Raw genomic sequence first — 20,851 nt, 5'->3', positions numbered from 1 at the left:
AGGAAATAGTACTGGCAGATTTTATTTATTTACAATTACTTTAAGTGTTTTCTTGATATTAGCAGTTTCAATAACTACAATATACATACTGCTTTCTGCTTGTGGCAATTCTATCTCAGTTTGTATTGTAGATGATTTAACTGTTTTGATCAATTGACCTGACACAGAATAAAGGCTAATTTGCATGCTTGCCAATTCTTCTACCGGGAAATCTGCTTCAACAGTAATTGTTTTTCCTACTTGAATTGGATTTGGATAAAGTTTAGCTTCCGCTGATTTCGATAGTGAAATTTTGCTTTTGCAGGTTTGCAGTACTTTTCCATCTTTTGTAGTCATTTTTACGCTATAATCTGCGGTAGGATCTAGTGTAGTTCCTAAAGCATTTCCTGCAGTATAATATTGACCGGTTCCAATCGATTGACCATTTTTAAACCATTCGTAAGAAACAAATTCATAACCTCCATTGGTTAAAGGATTGTTATTTACAAGAAGAACGTTATTGAATTTTTGACGTACAATGTCAAAGAACCCAAATGGTTTTTCTACGGTTATTGTATAGTTGGACGTTGTACTTCCGTCTTCCGATGTAACAGTTATGATTTGTGTATAAATTCCCGGTTTTGGAGTATTGACACTAAAATTAGCAGATGGAAAAATTGTAGCATTTGTTTCGTTTAAGATAGAAACGCTTGGATTATTTTCATCACATAACATTACATATTTAATATTCGCATTCTTGGCTGGAGTCAGAAATACTTGATTACCAATAGTAATTTTTGCAATCGTTATGTCATTATTCTTAACAATAAGAAGTTGTGAAACGTCTGGAGCTGCTAAGTAATTAGCGTCACCATCCTGATGTGCAGTAATTAATATTGAACCTGGTCTCAGTAGATTTACTAAGCCTGTAGTTGCAGAAACATTTGCAGCCGGCAGGGCAGTAGGAGATGTAAATGAGTAGCGTATTGCCAATCCTGAATTAGCAATTGCTGCTAAATTAAAGGTGTTGGTTCCTCCCAGAGTTTTTACTGGTAATGCTCCAAAAGTAATCAGCTGTGCTGCTTTTTTAATAGTAAGCTGCGCAGTAAGAGTAATTGGAGAACAATTTGGCGTACTTACAGATGGTGTTACTGTTGCAGTTATGCTGTAAACCCCCGCATTGGTTGCACCGTTTGCTGTTCCTGTTATTGGAGTAATAGCATAAGCTACTGTCGCTCCTGCAGGAAGATTTGCTACTTGTAATGTGCTAAGGCTTCCGTTATAAGTAAATTGAGCATCGCTAAAAGTTACCAGATTTAAAGGAGAAGCAGTTACATTAAGTGTTTGATTTTGAGTCGAAATGTTTCCATGTCCGTCATCATAACTCCATGTAATTACATAAGTACCAACCGTTGTATAATTTAAAGGATTTGTTGTTGTTGCATTAATTATTCCTGCACAGTTGTCAGTCGCTGTTGGAACAGAAATCTGAGCTGATAAAATGGAACAGTTACTGGTAATAGTTGGCAGAGTAGCCAAATTTGGTACCGGAGCTGTTACATCAGGAGTTGTTAGTATGCTTATTGATTTTATTATTGTACATCCTTTTGCGTCAGTTATAGTTACGGTATAATTTCCTGCACTAAGTCCTGTAGCTGTGGCAGCATTTCCTCCTGATGGAGACCATGCATAAGTATATAAACCTGTTCCGCCAGTTGCTGCTACGGTTGCTGATCCATTATTTGCTCCACAAGTTACATTTGTTTGTGTAGTTGTTGCAGCGAGAATTATAGGCTCAGTTATGGTAACGGTTTGTGTTGTAGTACAGTTATTAGTATCAGTAATAGTTACTGTATAAGTTCCACCGTTAAGTCCCGTTGCCGTTGCAGCAGTTCCACCTGATGGTCCCCAAATATAGGTGTAAGTACCAGTTCCGCCAATTGCACTTACTGTTGCAGATCCATTACTTGCTCCATAACAAGAAACATTTGTGTGAGCAGTAATCGAAGCAGTTAAAAGAGCTGGTTCAGTTAGGGTAACAGTTTGAGTTGTTGTACAGCTGTTAGCATCAGTAACCGTTACGGTATAAGTTCCTGCAGTAAGTCCTGTTGCGGTTGCAGCAGTTCCTCCAGAAGGTGTCCATGCGTAAGTATAAGTACCAGCTCCGCCAATTGCAGTTACTGTTGCCGCTCCTGTAGTTCCTCCGTTACAGCTTATATTTGTTGGAGCTATTGTAGCAGTAAGAGCGCCAGGTTCTGTGATTGTAACACTTTGAGTTGCAGTACAGCTTTTGGCATCGGTCACGGTTACAGTATAAGTTCCCGGACTAAGTCCTGTTGCGGTTGCAGCATTTCCGCCTGATGGAGACCATGCGTAAGCATATGTACCATTTCCGCCAGTTGCGGTTACGGTTGCAGCTCCATTGGCTTGACCATTACATAAAATATTGGTTTGACCCGTAATAGCAGCAGTTAATAAAGTTGGTTCTGTAATTATAAAATTTTGAGTTGCAGTACAACTGTTTGCATCTGTTACGGTTACGATGTAAGTTCCCGGGCTAAGTCCTGTTGCTGTTGCAGCAGTTCCGCCTGATGGAGCCCAAACATAGCTATACGTACCAGATCCTCCGGTTACGTTTACCGTTGCAGATCCATTGTTAAGTCCGTTGCAGGTAACATCAATTTGACTTCCTGCAGAAGCTACTAATTGAGATGGTTCCGTTAGGGTAACAGTTTGAGTTGTTGTACAGCTGTTAGCATCAGTAACCGTTACGGTATAAGTTCCCGCAGTAAGTCCTGTTGCGGTTGCAGCAGTTCCTCCAGAAGGTGCCCATGCGTAAGTATAAGTACCATTTCCTCCAGTTGCAGTTACTGTTGCGGCTCCTGTAGTTCCTCCGTTACAGCTCACGTTTGTTGGAGCTATTGTAGCAGTAAGAGCACTAGGTTCTGTGATTGTAACGCTTTGAGTTGCAGTACAGCTATTAGTATCGGTCACGGTTACAGTATAAGTTCCCGGACTAAGTCCTGTAGCTGTTGCAGCATTTCCGCCTGATGGAGTCCATGCGTAAGCATATGTACCATTTCCGCCAGTTGCGGTTACAGTTGCAGCTCCATTGGCTTGACCATTACATAAAATATTGGTTTGACCCGTAATAGCAGCAGTTAATAAAGTTGGTTCTGTAATTGTAAAATTTTGAGTTGTAGTACAACTGTTTGCATCTGTTACGGTTACGATGTAAGTTCCCGGGCTAAGTCCTGTTGCTGTTGCAGCAGTTCCGCCTGATGGAGCCCAAACATAGCTATAAGTACCAGATCCTCCGGTTACGTTCACCGTTGCAGATCCATTGTTAAATCCGTTGCAGGTAACATCAGTTTGACTTCCTGCAGAAGCTACTAATTGAGCTGGTTCAGTTAGGGTAACAGTTTGAGTTGTTGTACAGCTGTTAGCATCAGTAACCGTTACGGTATAAGTTCCTGCAGTAAGTCCTGTTGCGGTTGCAGCAGTTCCACCAGAAGGTGCCCATGCGTAAGTATATGTACCATTTCCTCCAGTTGCAGTTACTGTTGCCGCTCCTGTAGTTCCTCCGTTACAGCTTATATTTGTTGGAGCTATTGTAGCAGTAAGAGCGCTAGGTTCTGTGATTGTAACACTTTGAGTTGCAGTACAGCTATTAGTATCGGTCACGGTTACAGTATAAGTTCCCGGACTAAGTCCTGTTGCTGTTGCAGCATTTCCGCCTGATGGAGCCCATGCATAGGTATATGTACCATTTCCGCCAGTTGCGGTTACAGTTGCAGCTCCATTGGCTTGACCATTACATAAAATATTGGTTTGCCCCGTAATAGCAGCAGTTAATAAAGTTGGTTCTGTAATTGTAAAATTTTGAGTTGTAGTACAACTGTTTGCATCTGTTACGGTTACGATGTAAGTTCCCGGGCTAAGTCCTGTTGCTGTTGCAGCAGTTCCGCCTGATGGAGCCCAAACATAGCTATAAGTACCAGATCCTCCGGTTACGTTCACCGTTGCAGATCCATTGTTAAATCCATTGCAGGTAACATCAATTTGACTTCCTGCAGAAGCTACTAATTGAGCTGGTTCAGTTAGGGTAACAGTTTGAGTTGTTGTACAGCTGTTAGCATCAGTAACTGTTACGGTATAAGTTCCTGCGGTAAGTCCTGTTGCTGTTGCAGCAGTTCCACCAGAAGGTGCCCATGCGTAGGTATAAGTACCAACTCCGCCAGTTGCAGTTACTGTTGCAGCTCCTGTAGTTCCTCCGTTACAGCTTATATTTGTTGGAGTTATTGTAGCAGTAAGAGCACTAGGTTCTGTGATTGTAAATGATTGTGTGGTCTGACATAAGTTAGCATCTTTAATAGTAACTGTATAAGTTCCGGCACTAAGTCCTGTTGCTGTATTTGCAGATCCACCAGATGGCGCCCATAAATAGGTGTATGCACCAGTTCCTCCTGTTACGCTTACAGAAGCTTCTCCTGTAGTTGCACCATTACATAACAGATCGATTTGCGATGGAGTAACTACTAAAGCAGCAGGCTCAATAATTGTAAAGTTTTTTACAATAGAACAACCATTAGCAGAAGTTATGGTTACATTATAACTACCTGCAGTAAGATTGCTTGCCGTATTGGCATTGCCTCCTGACGGTGACCATACGTAAGTAAAGGGACCCGGAGCTCCGGAAGGTGTAACGGAAGCTGAACCTGTATTTGCACTATTACATAAAACATCTGTTTGAGATGTAGCAGCAACAAGTGTGTTAGTTGTATTAATAGTCGCGGATTGGGTAGTTGTACATCCCTTTCCGTCGGTAATAGTAACTGTATAACTTCCCGCACTAAGTCCTGTTGCCGTTGCAGCAGTTCCACCAGATGGAGACCATGAATAGCTATATGGAGTTGTACCGCCACTAGCACTCACTGTTGATTGACCTCCTACTAAACAAGTTGCATCTATTTTGCTTATTGAAGCAGTAAGAACTGGAGGTTCGGTAATTAAAAAGTTTTGAGTAAAACTACAACCATTACCATCTGTAACCAGACAAGAATAGTTTCCTATATTAAGTCCTGTTGCCGTTGCAGCAGTTCCACCAGATGGTGACCATGCATAAGTATAAGTTCCAGTTCCACCGGTTGCTGTTACAGTAGCTGTTCCGCTTGCTCCTCCATTACACAATACATCTGTCTGAGATGGTGTAACTGTTAAAACAGCTGGTTCAGTTATAGTTATAGGTTCAGATACAGTACAACTATTTGCATCAGTAACTGTTACGGTATAAGTTCCCGCAGCAAGTCCTGTTGCAGTTGCAGCATTGCCGCCAGTAGGAGACCATATATAAGTATATGTACCAGTTCCTCCGGATGCAGTTACAGAAGCAGATCCGTTAGTTCCTCCATTACAGCTTACATTTGTCGGTGCAATTGTTGCAGTTAGCTGAGTAGGACTTCCTACATTGATAGTTTTAGTTAATGTACAACCTTTTGCGTCTGTAATGGTGCAGTCATAATCTCCAGCAGTTAATCCTGAAGCAGTAGATCCTGTTCCTCCAGAAGGTGCCCAAGAATAGCTATAAGCTCCTGTTCCTCCTGATGCAGTCACACTTGCAGTTCCGTTTGCTCCGCCAAAGCAGCTTACTCCTGTTGAAGAAGTAGTTGCTGATATAGCAAAAGTAGGCTGATTTATTGTGAAAGTTTGTGTTGTCGAGCATGAGTTAGCATCGGTAACTGTTACTGTATAAGTTCCGGCAGTTAATCCTGAAGCAGTTGCAGCAGTACCTCCTGATGGTGCCCATGAATAAGAGTAAGTACCGACTCCGCCTGTTACATTTACGGTTGCAGATCCTGTTGCAAATCCATAACAATCTACATCTGTAGTCGAACCTACGGTAGCAACCAATGCAGCAGGTTCCCATATTGTAAAACTTCTTGTTGTAGAGCAAGTATGGCTGTCTGTAATAGTTACCGTATAAGTTCCTGCAGTTAGTCCTGATGCTGTATTATTACTTCCACCGGCGGGTGCCCATGAATAAGTATAAGGTCCTGTTGCTCCACTAACTGTCACAGCAGCAGCTCCAGTTGGGGCTCCATTACATAGTACATCAGTTTGTGAAGTCGTTACAGCAAATGGAGTTGGCTCTACAAGTGTAAAAGCTTGTGTTGCTGTACAACCTTTGCCATCGGTAACGGTAACAGTATATGTACCGTCCGAAAGTCCTGAAGCTGTAATCCCTGTTCCTCCTGATGGTGACCATGAGTAAGTATAAGGTAAAGTTCCTCCTGAAGCGGCAACAGTTGCAGATCCGTTAGTACCACCATTACAATTAGGATTAACAAATGTATTCTGAGCAGCTACTAATACAGCAGGCTCTGTGATGGTAAAGCTTTGTGAAGTCGGACAAAGGTTAGCGTCGTTTATGGTTACGCTATAATTTCCTTGTGTTAAATTAGACAATGTTTGTGTGGTAGCACCAGTAGACCAAAGATAAGTATATGATCCGGTTCCTCCAGAAGGAGTAACTGTTGCAGAACCTGTATTACCACCATTACAACTTACATTTACTTGGGTTGGATTGGCAATGATATTATATATTGTAAGAGTTGCACCATTTGAAACTGCTGCAGGAGCACAAGTTCCTGTAGCGATAACTCGGTATGAATTACCATTCATTGCTGTAGTAGCACCTGTTATAGTAAGTGTCGCAGTAGTAGCGCCTGAGTATATAGAACTATTACTTAGGTTTGAATAACCAGAGCCAGTGTTTTCTTGCCACTGATATGACGTAGCATTAGAAGCAATTGCCGAAAAAGTAGCATTTGACCCCACACAGATAGCACTTAAGCTAGGATGTGTCGTTATTGAAGTTAGTCCTAAAACAGTTATTGGTATTGTAATAGGATTTCCGGGGCAACTATTAATTAATGGAGTTACGGTATAAGTAACGACTCCATCACCTGAAAGAACCTGATTTAAGCTTGTTCCTGAGCTATCTGAAAAACCAGTAACCGTACCACTAGTAAGAGCCGTTGTCCATGAAAAAGCAGCTCCTGTTGGTGTTGATGTTAAAGCTATATTAGGAGCTGTACCGCTGCAAATTATTTTTGAAGCTGGAGTTGCTGTTGCTGTCGGCAAAGGATTTACGGTTACAGTTATTATACTTGGAGGACCCGGACAACCGTTTAAGGTTGGAGTTACCGTATAGTTAACCGTACCGTTGCCCGTTAAAGTTTGAGCAATAGTAGTTCCTGAACTTCCAGAAGCACCATTAACTGTACCGGTTGCTGTCGCTGTTGTCCATGAAAAAGTGGCACCAGTAGGAGTAGAAATCAATGCTATGTTTGTAGAAGATCCGCTACAAACGGTTTGAGAAGATGGAATCGATGTTACTATTGGTAATGGCTTAACAGTAACAGCTACTGTAATTGGCGCACCAGGACAACTATTTAAAGTTGGAGTTACCGTATAAGTAACCACACCGTTACCGGTAAGAGTTTGATTTATAGTTGTTCCTGAACTGGCAGAATATCCGCTAACGGTACCAGATGTAAGAGTTGCCGTCCATGCAAAACTTGCTCCTGTAGGTGCCGAAGTTAGTGCAATACCAAGTGAGCTTCCGCTACAGATTGTTTGCGATGATGGAGTAGCTGTAGCAACCGGTAATGGAGTAACACTCAATTGTGCCACACCATTTGATACTATAGAATTTGTACATGAACTTGTAAGTACAACTCTATAGGAATAACCATTCATTCCTGTTGTAACAGATCCAATGTTAAGATTTGTTGTATTTGCTCCCGAATAACTTGGAGTTATTCCTCCATTAGTGATATTAGTATAACCTGAACCATCATCTACCTGCCATTGGTAAGTTACTGTATTAGTTGCTGTAACACTAAATGTAGCAGTCGATCCTGCACAGGCTGTGTATGCAGCAGGCTGTGAACTAACAGATGGTGAAGAAGCGGCCAGGGTAGGCTCGCTTATAGTGACAGGATAAATTTTAGGACATCCAATATTATCCGTAACTGTCACTGTATAACTTCCTGCAGGAAGTGAGCCGGCTGTTGCCGAAGTAATTCCTGATGGCGACCATAAATAGGTATATGGTGGGATTCCTCCTGAAGCAGCAACTGTTACAGATCCGTTATTACCGCCATTACAACTCACATTAGTTAAAGAAGTCGTAGTAACAGTTGTATTAGGAACTGTTAATGTAGCGGAATTAGAATTTATTGTTCCTACTCCGGTTACCACGCAACGATACAAATAGCCACTCATTGCAGCAGTTACATTTGTTATAGTTAAGGTTGCTGTCGTTACAGTAGAATAAGGCGCAGCATTTGATAGATTTGCAAAACCACTTCCGGTATCTACTTGCCATTGAAAAGAAGTTGCATTAGATGCTGTAATTGGTAGAGTAGTACTGCCACCTACGCAAAGCGTTCTGTTAGGCGGGTTAGCAGTAATTGTTGGTGGTACTCCCAGAAAAGGAGCGCCAGATGGCATAGTTTGAGTTGTTGCAGAAAACGACCAATTCGCCGGATTCATTACAGCAGTTTTAATTGCCGCAGCGTTTGCAAAAGGTCCTGTACCCGTAAATTTAGCAGATTGTGGTACGGCACCACCAGCTAGTGTACCCGTATAGAATGCACTTGTACCATTGGCAATACCCGGAGGCATGGCAGAGGTACTAGGTCCAATTGTACAGGTTGCACCGGGAACATCCCAAGTTGCAGCTGTGGTAGTAGCGGCATTACATGTTGCATAGCTAAGCCCGCCTTTTAGACTTACACCACTACCGGTAATTGAACCAGAACCGCCTTGAAAAGCAACGATCTGATCACCAACGGTAGATAAGGACAAGCCGTTTGCAGGAGTTCCTTCCGTAACTGTCACTACACCATTTTGTGTTAAGGCAAGCGTAGTTGGATTATAGGTAGAAGCAGTGAGACCACTAATTAAGATTTCTGTACCCAAAGGAATAGCGGTCGCAGAAGTCCATGTAACAGTTGCTTCGGTATTACCAACTATTGCTTGCCAGGTACTACCGTTATATCCTCTGTCAGTAAAACTAATTACTGTATTGGCAGAAATAGGAACAAGCAGTACAAACGAATAACTGTCACTAGTCGAAACCGAGGGAGTAGCTGTAGCATCATATCCCGTAAAGATGATATCTCCAACTGACAAAGTAGTTTGAGAGCTGGCTAAATAACTTTGCATAAATATCCCTAAGAATAAGGCGATATTTAGGAAGTTTTTAATTTGTGAGTAAAAATGTTTCATAATAGATTGATTAATTATAAAGTGGCAAAGTGCTCGCCGTTTTTTAGACCAAAAATGAGCAACTTGTGCCCACTCATAAATGCTTCATCCGTATAAACAATATTTATACGAAGTTGTGTATCATTATAACACTGAATAATAAGTCCCTTTTCTTCGTTTATGTTCAAAATAGTTCCGGGGTTTTGAGGTTTTTCAGATTTAAAGCTTGTTAGAGAAGCTTCCAGAATACGTATATTCCATCCGTTCCATTGTGTATAAGCGCCTTTATTCCAGGGATTGCAGGCTCTTATTAATGCTTCTACAGATTTTGCATCTTGGTTTTGCCAATTGATACATACGTCCGAGGCATTAGGTCTTTTATAATAATGTGATATTGTTTCTTCTTGTTGAATTCCCTTAGTATTAGCTTCAAGTAAAGTCAATACTTCAGGAATAATATGTGAACCTAAATAAGAAAGATTCGTACACAATAAACCATGTGTAACAGGAACATCCAGCGGTAATTCCTTTTTAAATATAATTGCACCACGGTCAATTTCTTTCTCAATAACATGAACTGTTATTCCGGTTTCCTTTTTTTGTTGTCTAATAGATTCGAATACAGGATCAGATCCTCTCATTTCAGGTAAAAGCCCATAATGAAAATTGTAAAACAGGTTTGGATGCTGTTCTAGACTTTCTGAAGGTATTTTCCATGGAAATGTCATCGTAAATACATATTTTATATCAGTGTCTTTAGTTAATTCTTCTAACTGGATATTTAGTTTTTCTTTTTCAAGCAGTACTAAATTAATACCCGTTTGAGAGGCAAAAGCAAAGCAGAAATCTTTAATATCATCATTATGTATTGGTATTGCAATCGTGTGCAATCTGCCAATAGCAAAAAATGTTTGTATAGCAGCAAAAGCCATACGATGATTGCATAAGACAATTATGTCGCGTTTTGCACTCATGAATCTAAACAGGCATAAGCATTAAGCCAGGAGTTCGTTAACGTATCTTTTATAGCATTGATGTTTTGCTGTAAACTTTCTCGTTCCTGATCCAGATTTTCTACTTCTGTTATTGTATCTAAATGGCAATTGCCGGTTTCTTCATTTTTGGTAACATTCGCATAATAAACAGGAGCTTCTGAGAAGCCCGTATTAGGATTTATAAATACAGATCCTCGTGGCGAATTGATGATAAGCCCATCTAATGAATTTTTGTTCATTATCGAAATAAACAAAGCAGCTTCCCATCCTAAAAGAGAAAAAACATTTGCTTTATTTGCTTTAATGCTTTCCATAGCATTTACAAATTCACTATTCTCTTTTGATTCTATTTTTGATGACCACGGAACTGAACAGCTCCAGTCATATCCCGGATAAGGTATTTTACTGAGCCATAATTCTTCTGCAGTAAAACCGCTTCCGTATGTTTTTGCAGCTGAAATACTTTCGAATTTTTTAGCTTCTCTAAAAAAATCTTCCGCCATATCTCCACAAAAGGAAGTAAGTACCGCAACATCTTTATTATTTTCCAGATATTGGGCTAATGGTTCTAAATTAAAGTCTGATTTTTTTAAAGGTGTAATGTGATTATACCTAACTGCACCTCCTTTTTCTTCCGCTGCAACAGCATAAGCATATGGAGAGCGATAACCGGCATCATAAAAAGAACAGGTAAAAGCAAAATTATTTTGACCATCTTCAAATGCTTTACGCACAATGGCGCGAGAACACAAACTTCCTTGCAAGGAAAGAAAATATACATTTGATAGTTTTCCTTCAAAAGAATGAAAATGATAACCGCTATCCAGTACGATTAATATTTTGCCGGAACTTTCAAAAAGAGGTTGAACAAATTCAGCCGAAACAGGATTCATGTATCCCACGATTACATCAGTATCATTTAATAATAGCCCTTCGCAAGTAGTATGAATTTCTTCGTTTTTTGCGGCAACGCCTATACTGGCAGATACTATTTGATGTGCTCCGTCAAGACCCAAATTTTTTAGGCAAGTTTTTAATCCATCCATAATATCAAAAGATATGGAAGGATAAAGAACAGAGCGGGGCAAAAGTAAAGCTATATTCATATGTTTTTGGTTATGGTAAGGGCGTTCAACGAGAAGATCAACGTTAGGACGCCCTTATATTGGCAATTAAATTTAATTTCTTGAAGGAAAGACTCCGTACAAACAAATAATGTAGTTCAAACCTAAGTAAGGTTGTTGAACTGGTATTGGTAAATTATTTCCGGTTACACCTACTGTTATGGTTGGTGTAATAGCGCGCAGCGCAGTATCAGGTGTCGCAACAGAGTAAAGTCCTGTCAGAGCTGCCAGATTATTTCCTGTTGGAGTACCTACATCTCCTCCGTCTGATAAAGCACCCATCGAATATGAACCCGTTCCTACGTGAGTATGACTAGGTAAGTTTGAAAGAAGTGCTGTTACAGTAGGTGCGCCAGACCTTTGTCCCAATACGTACGAAGGTACGCTAGGCGACTGTCCGGTACCCATAGGAGCGCGTCCTCGAAAATCCGGTAATGCAAATGTTTGAATTCCATTGCCGCCATAGGTTGTACCCAAAAGGCTAAACAATGCATTATTAGTATTTATTGCTAGTAATTGTCCTGCACAATAGGCCCAGTATTTAGGCGCGAAATCGGCAGCAAATAAGCGAATTTCTGATACATTTCCTTCCATGGTTATATTTTTTTAGTTAATTTCTAGTTGGAAAAACACCTTCCATACAAATAATGTAATTTGTTGATAGGTAAGGTTGTATAATGCTAAAAGGGATTCCCTGTCCAGTTATTGCAAGGGTTATAGCTGAGGTTTCAGCCTTTAGGCTAGTATCTCCCGGCTGGCTCGAATAGGCTCCTGCCAAACCAGCTAGTATAGCATCGGTTGGAGTACCTACAGTGCCAGGTCCTGCCAAAGCCGGAGGGGCAATAGTGGCCGTTCCCACATGGTTATGTCCCGGCATTTGAGAAGTTGACATTGTTACTGATTCTGAACCGGCTGACTGACCAAGTAATATGTTAGAAAGGCCTGGTCCCTGTCCTGCTCCTACAGGAATTCTCCCGCGAAGATCAGGAAGATTAAATGTTTGTACTCCATCTCCGCCATATGTTGTGCCAATTAATGCAAAAAGAGCATCATATAGTGATATACTAATTTGTGTGCCGTCACAAAAATGCCAGCCTCTAGGTGCAAAGTTGCCTCCAAATAAGCGAACTTCTGCCATTGTTCCTTCCATAATAATTTTTTTAAGAGTTAAAAATGTAATCAGAATTAGTTACGATAAGGAAAAGCCCCATACATACAAATAATGTAGTTCATACCTATTGATGGTTGATTTAGCTGTAAGGGTTGATTATTACCAGCCAAACTAACTGCTACAGGATAAGGAATTGGTTTTAGACTAGTGTCTGCACCTCCCGAACTAAACATACCTGTCTTGGCTGCCAGAACATTTCCATTTGGAGTATTTACATCGCCTTCATCTGAGTATGCGGAAACCACAACATTTGCAGAAGAAATGTGAGTATGCGGAGGGATTTCTGCAGTTGTTAAAGTAATACTGCTCGATCCGGCAATATCTCCAATACTGTAATCAGATAAACCCGGGCCTAGTCCGGCACCTAAAGCTACACGACCTCTAAGGTCTGGTAAACCAAAGCTTGTGGTACCATTTCCGCCATAATAAGTTCCTAAAATCGAAAACAGGGCTGTGTTACTTTGAATGGCAACTAGCGCTCCATTGCAATAAGACCAATTTCTAGGTGCAAAATTTCCCGCAAAAAGGCGAATTTCTCCTATTGTTCCTTCCATAATTTGTTAGTTTTAGTAGTTAATATTTATAGTTGCTTTTATATCAAATCTGTTTTTAGGTTATAGCAGTTTTTAATACTATGCTAAATTAGTTTATATAACTCTCTCAGGAGCAGGTGTTTTTACCTGTTTTAAAGAACCTTAGCTAATTCGATCTTCTTTTTAAGAAGACATTTTTTAGCAACATTCCGGAACTATCATTTCTCTTTTCAACTTTTAAAATTAAATATCGAACACATAAAATCTGAATAATATGACATAGAACAGTTATTTCTTGTCATAGAATCGTTTTTTAGTGTCACAGTAATTTTGATTGATTGTTCCTGAATAAGCTTGATTATTTTTCAATCAAAATGCAGAAATTGTATGGAAAGATTTGATGAGGAATATCTTTGTAGGCTTATATTGAAGTATGCTTTGCCGATTTGAAAGAATAAATTTATAAAAAAATATGATATAACTATCTGTTATACAGAGTTTTTTTAAGGATATTCTTATTTTAGCCCAAGAATAGATTTACTTCTGAATAATATGGCAGTAATTTTTACTAAATTTTACTAAATAATTCCCGAAGGTATTACCACTTTCGAAATAAATAAGATCCTGTACCTTGTTTAAAACAGAGTTAAAATTTAAACCTCTCTCAGGCAGAAATAGTAGAATAAAAATGGATTACCTTGGATATTTATTTTCAGGATTATTTGTTTTATACAGTTCATATGCATCCCAATCGCCCTGATTCATAATATACAAAGCACCTCTTACTGTTCTTCCCAGAAGAATCATTACATCCATTGGCGAAAGAGATACTGATTTTCCTTTTTTGTCTTTGTGTTTATGTTCATCGTCCTTTTCTTTTTCTTCGTCACTGGAATCTTTATATAATTTTTTGCGTTTGCTTTTAAAATTATGGTAGTTATCCTGACTTGTAAATTTTGCCTTATCATCTATAGAAGTTTCAAAATCATCCTCTTTGCGCTCGCCTTTATGTTTAATTCTACCGCTAGAAACTTTAGTTCCTTTGCCATATACCGTGTAGGGATTAAGTTGTATAAGGCGCATAAGTAATTCATGACCTTCGCCTTTGTAATTTTCTTTAGCGCCTTCAATTATTTTATTAAGCCTCTTGTATGATATTTTATAATCCTTAATTAAACGCTCACGCTGGTTGTCTTTGAATCTCTTTGGAGCTTCGGTTTCTAATAGTTTAATGAATTCCTCGACAGTTACAACCTGTTCATCCCGTAATTTTTTCAGCGTAGGGCTTTTTCTTATTTTTTTAGAAAGTCGATACGAAAGAGAAGAGTGACTTACCGTGTGCGGACCAGCTTTCCCAACAGATGGTGGGACATTATGAGAATCTGTATTATAATGCGTAAATACTGTAGGATATCGGGCTTCTTCATCAAAGTTATTCTGTTCATTTGCTAATCTCGTATCGAGTCTCCACGCATCAAATTGATTTTCAAATTCCTGGCTTGGATCATAAGTGGAATAATAAACAATCTGTGTTCCGCCTTTTCTTAGACTTTGCACTTTAGAAAGTACCGTTCGCTGTACAACAGGACTAGGTATCGGATTTAGTTTTTGTAATTGTATCTGAGGTTGAGAACTTGCAAAAGATTTTGTCTGTAAAGCTTTCGCAACTATTTGATTAGCCTCAATTTCTTTTTTTTGAATGGGTTTAAAAGTAGATTCCTGACCAACAGCTTTTTTAAGAAGCGTTTTTTGTGCAGAACTTGATTCTCTGTTATCCTTTAACTGAACAGCATTATTACCGGCATTTGCCGCAGAAGTTTGTGTTTCGTTTTGAGATAACTTTTCGTGTTGCTGTACCATTTTTGTGGTTTTTAGGAATCTGCTTTTTAACTTATGATTTTAGCTTTTGAAACTAGAAAAAGATTAAACCTTCTTATAATTTTTTACAACAACATCATAGAGTGGGGTATGGACCAAGTTATTTACATTTAGCGGAACATTTTGAATGTCTTTACTATCCCAGTGTGTAAAATCGCCATTGACGTAATTTATCGTACACAATTTTCCGTCTCCCTGACTATTTGCGCCAAAAGAACCTTCAGAAGTACCCGCTTTCCATACCTTATCGGCAAACTGAAAGAAACATATTCCAACTAGTTTGTTCGGATTCTGGGCAGCATAACTAATACTTCCAGACAATTGTCCTTGTACAACTTGCTCATAATTAGCATTTGTTCTGTCATATCCAATTTCTGTAAATAAAATTGGCTTTTGATATTTTTCATAAGCTAGATCGACATAGCCTTTACCGGAACCCTCTGCATTTTTAAAAAGATATTCTGCTTGGTTATAAGTTTGCGGAGCCAGAAATAATCTTTTATTTAAGTTTTTTGCAGTAACATTATTTAAGCTTGCGAATAAAGTGTCCCAAAAACCAAAACATGGATAAGCCCCTCCGTATGTATTAAAATCTACAGGATGACCAATAGGTAACTGTTTATAACTGCTAAATTTTGAAGCTTCAACTTCTGCAAATGTAGTGGTAAAGGCGATACAATCCTGAACAGTAAAATGGCTGACTCTAGGTTCGTTTCCAATAATGATTCCTGCAATTGCACTGTGATAATCTGTACCATTGCTATTAGAAAAAGAATGGATCAGTTCTGGAATTTTGTCATTTCTTAACGGTAAACCTTCTAATAAAAAGTAATTAGAAACAGGTACTAAAACTTTTATATTATGTGCTTCACAATAATCTAAAAATTTTAAATGAGGATTTCTTGGGTCCCAATCATACAATCGAATTAGATTAACGCCCATGTTCTGCAAAGTCGGAATGTCATTTCTAGCTTTATTTGGACCTTGCAAGTTGCAGGAGCTGCCACCTTTTGACGTATAATGATCTCCCCAAATTGGTGCCATAGCATCATAAGCAATATCGCTTCCAAAAAAAATAAGCGTGTTATTTGCCAATGATGGATCATATCCATGAGGAAATGGCTGATAACAGATTCCGTTGAAATTTGTGTTCATAATAATTGGTTTTTAATGGTTAATGAATAAATATTTATTGTTAAAAGTTCTTATTCTAAAACGGCCACAAACGGCTAAAAAATCCGCCTTGTTGTTGTGGCGCTGGTTGCGGAATCGCCTGAATTCGGGCATTTGCCTGATTGATTAATATAATTGACTGTGCAATATTTGCTTCTGCTTTTGCCAATACATCAGCGTGAGCAGAATTGACATGAGTTTTGAAGTCGTCCAATTGAGTTTTTATAGCACCTCTTTCTGAAGCTAAAAACTGCGGAAATACAGTATGTATATGAGTAGTAAAACTTGTTGCAGCACCTTTGATTGCCACACGCGCTTCAGGGATTTTCATTTCGTTGCTTAGATTACCGGCTTGCCCCAAAAGATCATTAACAGCTGTTCTGTCATCCTCGGGTTGCAGGTCGCATAATGGTAAGAAAGCATTAATAATTTTGTTTAAAAGTTCCCATTGCACAGTAGACTGATTGATGTGTCCAAAACGCTCTTTCATTCCATATTCTTTTCGAATTGAGTTTTCAACAGAATGAATATTACCATATTCTTCCATATTGGACCATTTCAATTCCTCTGCACCGTGTACGCCAACCTGAGGAAATAAATGATCACTTACTTTTGAATTATTCAAAGAAACTCCGTCAAGCATATGTGTAGCATGCCCAAGTTCGTGCCCCAACGTTATAAAATTTGGAGCTGGAATTTCATTTCTGTTTTCATCTACAGATCTTGAAGTATGATGATCTTCGGCATCACGAATATCTCTTGTTATGGTAACATTAACTCCAATGCCAGAACCAAATAAAAAATATTTATCACCTATTTTTAGCCCTTTTGCCTTTGGATTATTTTTACGGGCGTTATAGATAGCAGTGGCTTTCAATTTATTATCAGCAATTTCTTTTAAATCAAGCTCAATAAATTGCTTTTTATAATTTTCTCGTTTTTTGTTCGCATCTTTTTGTCCTTTAAACATTTGATTAAGAGGAACAGGAAGCGGTGTTAGCTTTTCACTATTATTAGAAATAGTTGGTCCGGCAGCAAATACGGCAGCAGGAGCACCTTGTGATGGATGCGCAAATCCTGGCTTGATAGTTACAGGTTTTTCACCTTTGGTATCTTTATTTACATGACTTACAATGTTTCTTCCGGTTTCAGTTTCTAATAAACGGGCAAATTGAGCAAGAACTTCAAATCGAAAACCTTCATGAATACGAGAACCTGCGAGTTTGGTCTCTGTGTTAGTATAATTTTCCTCTTCAGTAATATGAACATTTCCGGTTCCTTTTACCAATTGATGCCAAATAGTTGTTACTTGTTTTTGTTCTTCTGCTTTTAATGTATTGAAATTTGCTACCGGAGGTAAATCATCGTTATTTTGAATACTTGTTTTTACCAGATTTTGATGTTCTGCTTGTACGTCGTTCATCAACTCTTTTACCCATAGTGCGTTTTGACTCACATTTTGATCAGGAACACTATACTCATCCAGCCATTTCATAATCGAAACCTGAAGAATATTTAACTCATTGAGGCGCATTGTACGCGTTTTTCCTTTGCGATGTGAATTGTAATTTAAAGCTTTATGCAAAAGATCTTTGATACGTTTATCTCCGCCTTTATTCGAAAGTAGAGCAGGATCGAGCCAACGTTGTACAACAGGCTGATTGCTTTTTGCCTGAATAGGATTTGGATCTGTAACATTCAGGCTTTTACTTTTCTCTTGTAAATTTTTACTAATAAGCTGTCTGACGTTATGATTCCTTAAATCCTCAATTTGGTTCTTTTTTCCAATAGATTTAGGTCTGTTGTCTTGAAGCGGACTACTGGATTTACTATACGAAGCACGCTGCACAGGTGCGGTTGCATCAGCACTGGCATTGAAATTTCCTGATATATTTACAGATGCGTACATAGTATTGCTTTCTCTTTTTAAAACGTTTTAACTAATTGTCCAGCCATATTGTTTAACCTTTTCAGTAGCTTGTGTTACAAGAGTTTCTATTTCTATCCATTTAATAGGCGGTATTTTTCCGCCCGCCTGATCTGCTTGTGTCTTGTAAGCATAGTCTAGTAAACCAGTATTTCCTTTTGGCAATAAAGGAGCACTTGCGCCAGCTTTCTTACTGCCAAAACAACTGGTAAAACAACTGGTAAAACAAGACCAGAAACCACCTTCTTCATCTTTTTTAGGCTCATAATTTTTAAAGCCGAATTTTTTTGCCACCAAAGCACCACTCTCACTTAAAGAACCTCCACCTAAATACATAATCGAATGCCCACCTTGTGAAGCAGCGAGATAGGTTAATAAATATGAAATTCCTTGTCGGCCAAAACTAGATTCGACTTTTATGTAATCTTGAGAGACAACGCCCATGCCTATAGAAGTATAATTCACATAACCTATTTCTTTTTCGTTTGACGTTAAAGAAACTTTTCCATCAGAATAAACAACATCCAGTACCGTACCCTCCTTATTTGTTGCACTTAGCAGTTGGGCTATTGAGTTATTTTGTACTGATTTATTATTTGTAGAAACCTTTGCAGATTCCGATTTTGATTTCGTTTGCAAAGCTTTCGCACCCATAACATCAGCTTCGTTCTCCAAACCCTTGTCATCATTTACATTAACCTTGCCCTTCATTTGCAAAGTAGGTTTTACCCGTCCTTGTTTTTGCTGTATAACGTGCCACGCTTCATGAGGCAAATGTTTTTCTTGTCCCGAAGCTATATGAATATCAGTTCCCTGAGCATAAGCATGAGCATTAAGCTGTGCAGGTTTATCAGAGTTATAATGAACTTTTACATCATCCATAGAATGACCCGAAAGATTTTCTATTCCCGATTTCAAATTATTGGGCAAGCCAGTATTATTTACTTTTCTTTGTAAGAGAGAAGCAGGGCGATTGTCTTGAAGTTCTTTTGCCTTATTTTGAACGGTTCTCTCGTTTAAAGTATTGGCAACAGCTTGCGTTTTGGCTTTTTCATAACTATTTTCCATATCGTATTTATTAGAATATTGGGAACGCGTTATCAAATTATTAGAGCTATTGTTTTTGTATTTTGTCTGTATACGTTTTCATTATTTTTTTAGGTTTACTCTAATTTTCTTTTTAAAACAAAGTCACTTACTACTTAGGTGTCTAAAAAGAGCTAGTTTTAACACTTAAATAATTCTTTATCAAATTTCTTATTTACCAGCAGCTTTTTTTTCCTCTTCTACAGCTCTTTTTTCTTGTAACCGCTCACGTTCTACAGCTTGTTTTGCTCCTCTTTTTCCGTCTTTTTTTGCTCGAGCGCCTGCATGTTGTTTACTTTTTACATTTCCATGACCTGGGTCTTTTCTTTTCATCCCTGCGCCTGAAGCTTTTTTGGGATGTAATTGTGCCACAATTTTTTTACTATTAGATATTGCATCTCCTATTTTTCTTTGCAAAATAGATTTTGGACGGTTATCCACAATTACTGAATTCTTACCAGTATCTTTTCTCTGTGCAACAGCATTTGCGACAGATTGGCTTTTATTATCGGGTGTTTTATCAATGTGAGTATTCATATTTTTTTAAAATTTGGTTAATTAATTGTACTAATTAAAGTCAAATAGTTTTCTGCCAGGTTTTGTTATAGAGTTTTAAGGTTGTATTATACCATCTCCTGGATAAGCTTCTTCCAGTATATGCCCATCTATTGTATACATAGGTAAACCTACAGGGTGAACATGTAGGGTTTGTTTAAATTCTATTGGAAGGTTTTTAACGGTTTTTACCGCGTTTTTTACTGTTGCTCTTTTAAGGATTTTCATTTTGTATTCAATTTGAGTCCCATTACCCGCACTTAGTAGATTGTTTGCTCGATTCTCAATGGTTTTATGTAGCCCATTCATTGAAGAAGTAATCGGGACAATATTTTTGAAACTTCCACTGCCCCCCAATTGATCATTAACCATGTGTCCTCCAATCCAGCTACCTCCAAAAAATTTCTTTACCTTTTGTGCTTCCGCTCTTGGTCCACTCTCAACTCCGGTCGCCCGACTTAAACCATTTATTAATCCAGAGGTATAGCTATCTTTTTTATTTCTTACAGTCATTGTTTGTTTTTTAAGATCAATCGCATGTTTAGGAGCTTTTTTAGCCTTTGCCTTTGGCTTTAGCTTTTTACCTTTTTGTATGACAAGAGATTTAAATTGATTGGTTTTATTAGAATTGTAATGGAGAGACTTTTGATCTACAGAAGAGTTTTTATTTTGAGATTTTAAGCTATTTTCTTTTGGTTTAGTCTGCAACGATTTTGCTCCCATCACATCCGCTTCTTTCTCCAAGCCTTCATCATCATTCACATTTACTTTGCCTTTCATTTGCAAAGTAGGTTTTACACGTCCTTGCTTTTGTTGTACAACATGCCAGGCTTCATGAGGTAAGTGTTTTTCTTGTCCGGATGCAATATGAATATCTGTTCCCTGAGCATAAGCGTGAGCATTAAGCTGAGCAGGTTTACCAGAGTTGTAATGTACCTTGACATCATCCATAGAATGACCGGAAAGATTTTCTATACCGGATTTTAGATTATTGGGCAAGCCAGTATTGTTTGCTTTTCTTTGTAGGAGAGAAGCAGGGCGATTGTCTTGAAGTACTCTTGCTTTGTTCTGAACAGTTTTCTCGTTTAGAATATTGGCAATAGATTGCGTTTTGGCTTTTTCATAACTATTTTCCATATCGTATTAAAATATTA

The 20,851-nt window shown here is 38.6% G+C and carries 12 protein-coding genes; all 12 read right to left on the bottom strand.

Features of this window, described 5'->3' with window-relative positions; genetic code table 11:
* Nucleotides 1-21: 21 nt before the first annotated feature.
* Complete coding sequence (locus tag EAH81_RS10715; RefSeq protein ID WP_140506790.1) at nt 22-9,276, bottom strand: T9SS type A sorting domain-containing protein; 9,255 nt, start codon at nt 9,274-9,276, stop codon at nt 22-24.
* Between the two features lie 14 nt (nt 9,277-9,290).
* A complete protein-coding gene (locus tag EAH81_RS10710; RefSeq protein WP_140506788.1) occupies nt 9,291-10,229 on the bottom strand; it encodes a formyltransferase family protein in 939 nt (312 codons plus the stop codon).
* On the bottom strand, nt 10,226-11,356 hold the full coding sequence (locus EAH81_RS10705) for an ABC transporter substrate-binding protein (RefSeq protein WP_140506786.1): 1,131 nt from the start codon (nt 11,354-11,356) through the stop codon (nt 10,226-10,228). The genes EAH81_RS10710 and EAH81_RS10705 overlap by 4 nt, the downstream gene beginning before the upstream one ends.
* Nucleotides 11,357-11,428: 72 nt before the next feature.
* On the bottom strand, nt 11,429-11,968 hold the full coding sequence (locus EAH81_RS10700; protein WP_140506784.1) for a phage tail protein: 540 nt from the start codon (nt 11,966-11,968) through the stop codon (nt 11,429-11,431).
* 16 nt (nt 11,969-11,984) lie between these two features.
* Nucleotides 11,985-12,524: a phage tail protein gene (locus tag EAH81_RS10695; RefSeq protein WP_140506782.1), complete on the bottom strand. Its 540-nt coding sequence runs from the start codon at nt 12,522-12,524 to the stop codon at nt 11,985-11,987.
* 35 nt (nt 12,525-12,559) lie between these two features.
* Nucleotides 12,560-13,099 (bottom strand): phage tail protein, encoded by a 540-nt coding sequence (locus EAH81_RS10690; protein ID WP_140506780.1) that lies wholly within the window; start codon nt 13,097-13,099, stop codon nt 12,560-12,562.
* A gap of 672 nt (nt 13,100-13,771) precedes the next feature.
* Nucleotides 13,772-14,938, bottom strand: a complete 1,167-nt coding sequence (locus EAH81_RS10685; protein ID WP_140506778.1) for a hypothetical protein — start codon at nt 14,936-14,938, stop codon at nt 13,772-13,774.
* Nucleotides 14,939-15,001: 63 nt separating this feature from the next.
* Nucleotides 15,002-16,111 (bottom strand): hypothetical protein, encoded by a 1,110-nt coding sequence (locus EAH81_RS10680; RefSeq protein WP_140506776.1) that lies wholly within the window; start codon nt 16,109-16,111, stop codon nt 15,002-15,004.
* Between the two features lie 55 nt (nt 16,112-16,166).
* Complete coding sequence (locus EAH81_RS10675; protein ID WP_140506774.1) at nt 16,167-18,038, bottom strand: hypothetical protein; 1,872 nt, start codon at nt 18,036-18,038, stop codon at nt 16,167-16,169.
* A gap of 27 nt (nt 18,039-18,065) precedes the next feature.
* Nucleotides 18,066-19,124 carry a DUF4157 domain-containing protein gene (locus EAH81_RS10670; RefSeq protein WP_140506772.1) on the bottom strand — a complete coding sequence of 353 codons (1,059 nt, stop codon included), beginning with the start codon at nt 19,122-19,124 and terminating at the stop codon, nt 18,066-18,068.
* Nucleotides 19,125-19,313: 189 nt separating this feature from the next.
* Nucleotides 19,314-19,679, bottom strand: a complete 366-nt coding sequence (locus EAH81_RS10665) for a hypothetical protein (protein ID WP_140506770.1) — start codon at nt 19,677-19,679, stop codon at nt 19,314-19,316.
* 75 nt (nt 19,680-19,754) lie between these two features.
* Complete coding sequence (locus EAH81_RS10660; protein WP_140506767.1) at nt 19,755-20,834, bottom strand: DUF4157 domain-containing protein; 1,080 nt, start codon at nt 20,832-20,834, stop codon at nt 19,755-19,757.
* Between the last annotated feature and the right edge of the window lie 17 nt (nt 20,835-20,851).

It is taken from the genome of Flavobacterium pectinovorum, assembly GCF_006438875.1.
GTDB lineage: Bacteria > Bacteroidota > Bacteroidia > Flavobacteriales > Flavobacteriaceae > Flavobacterium > Flavobacterium pectinovorum_A.
Note: the sequence above shows the minus strand (reverse complement) of the source record. Positions and strands in the feature narration are given on the sequence as shown.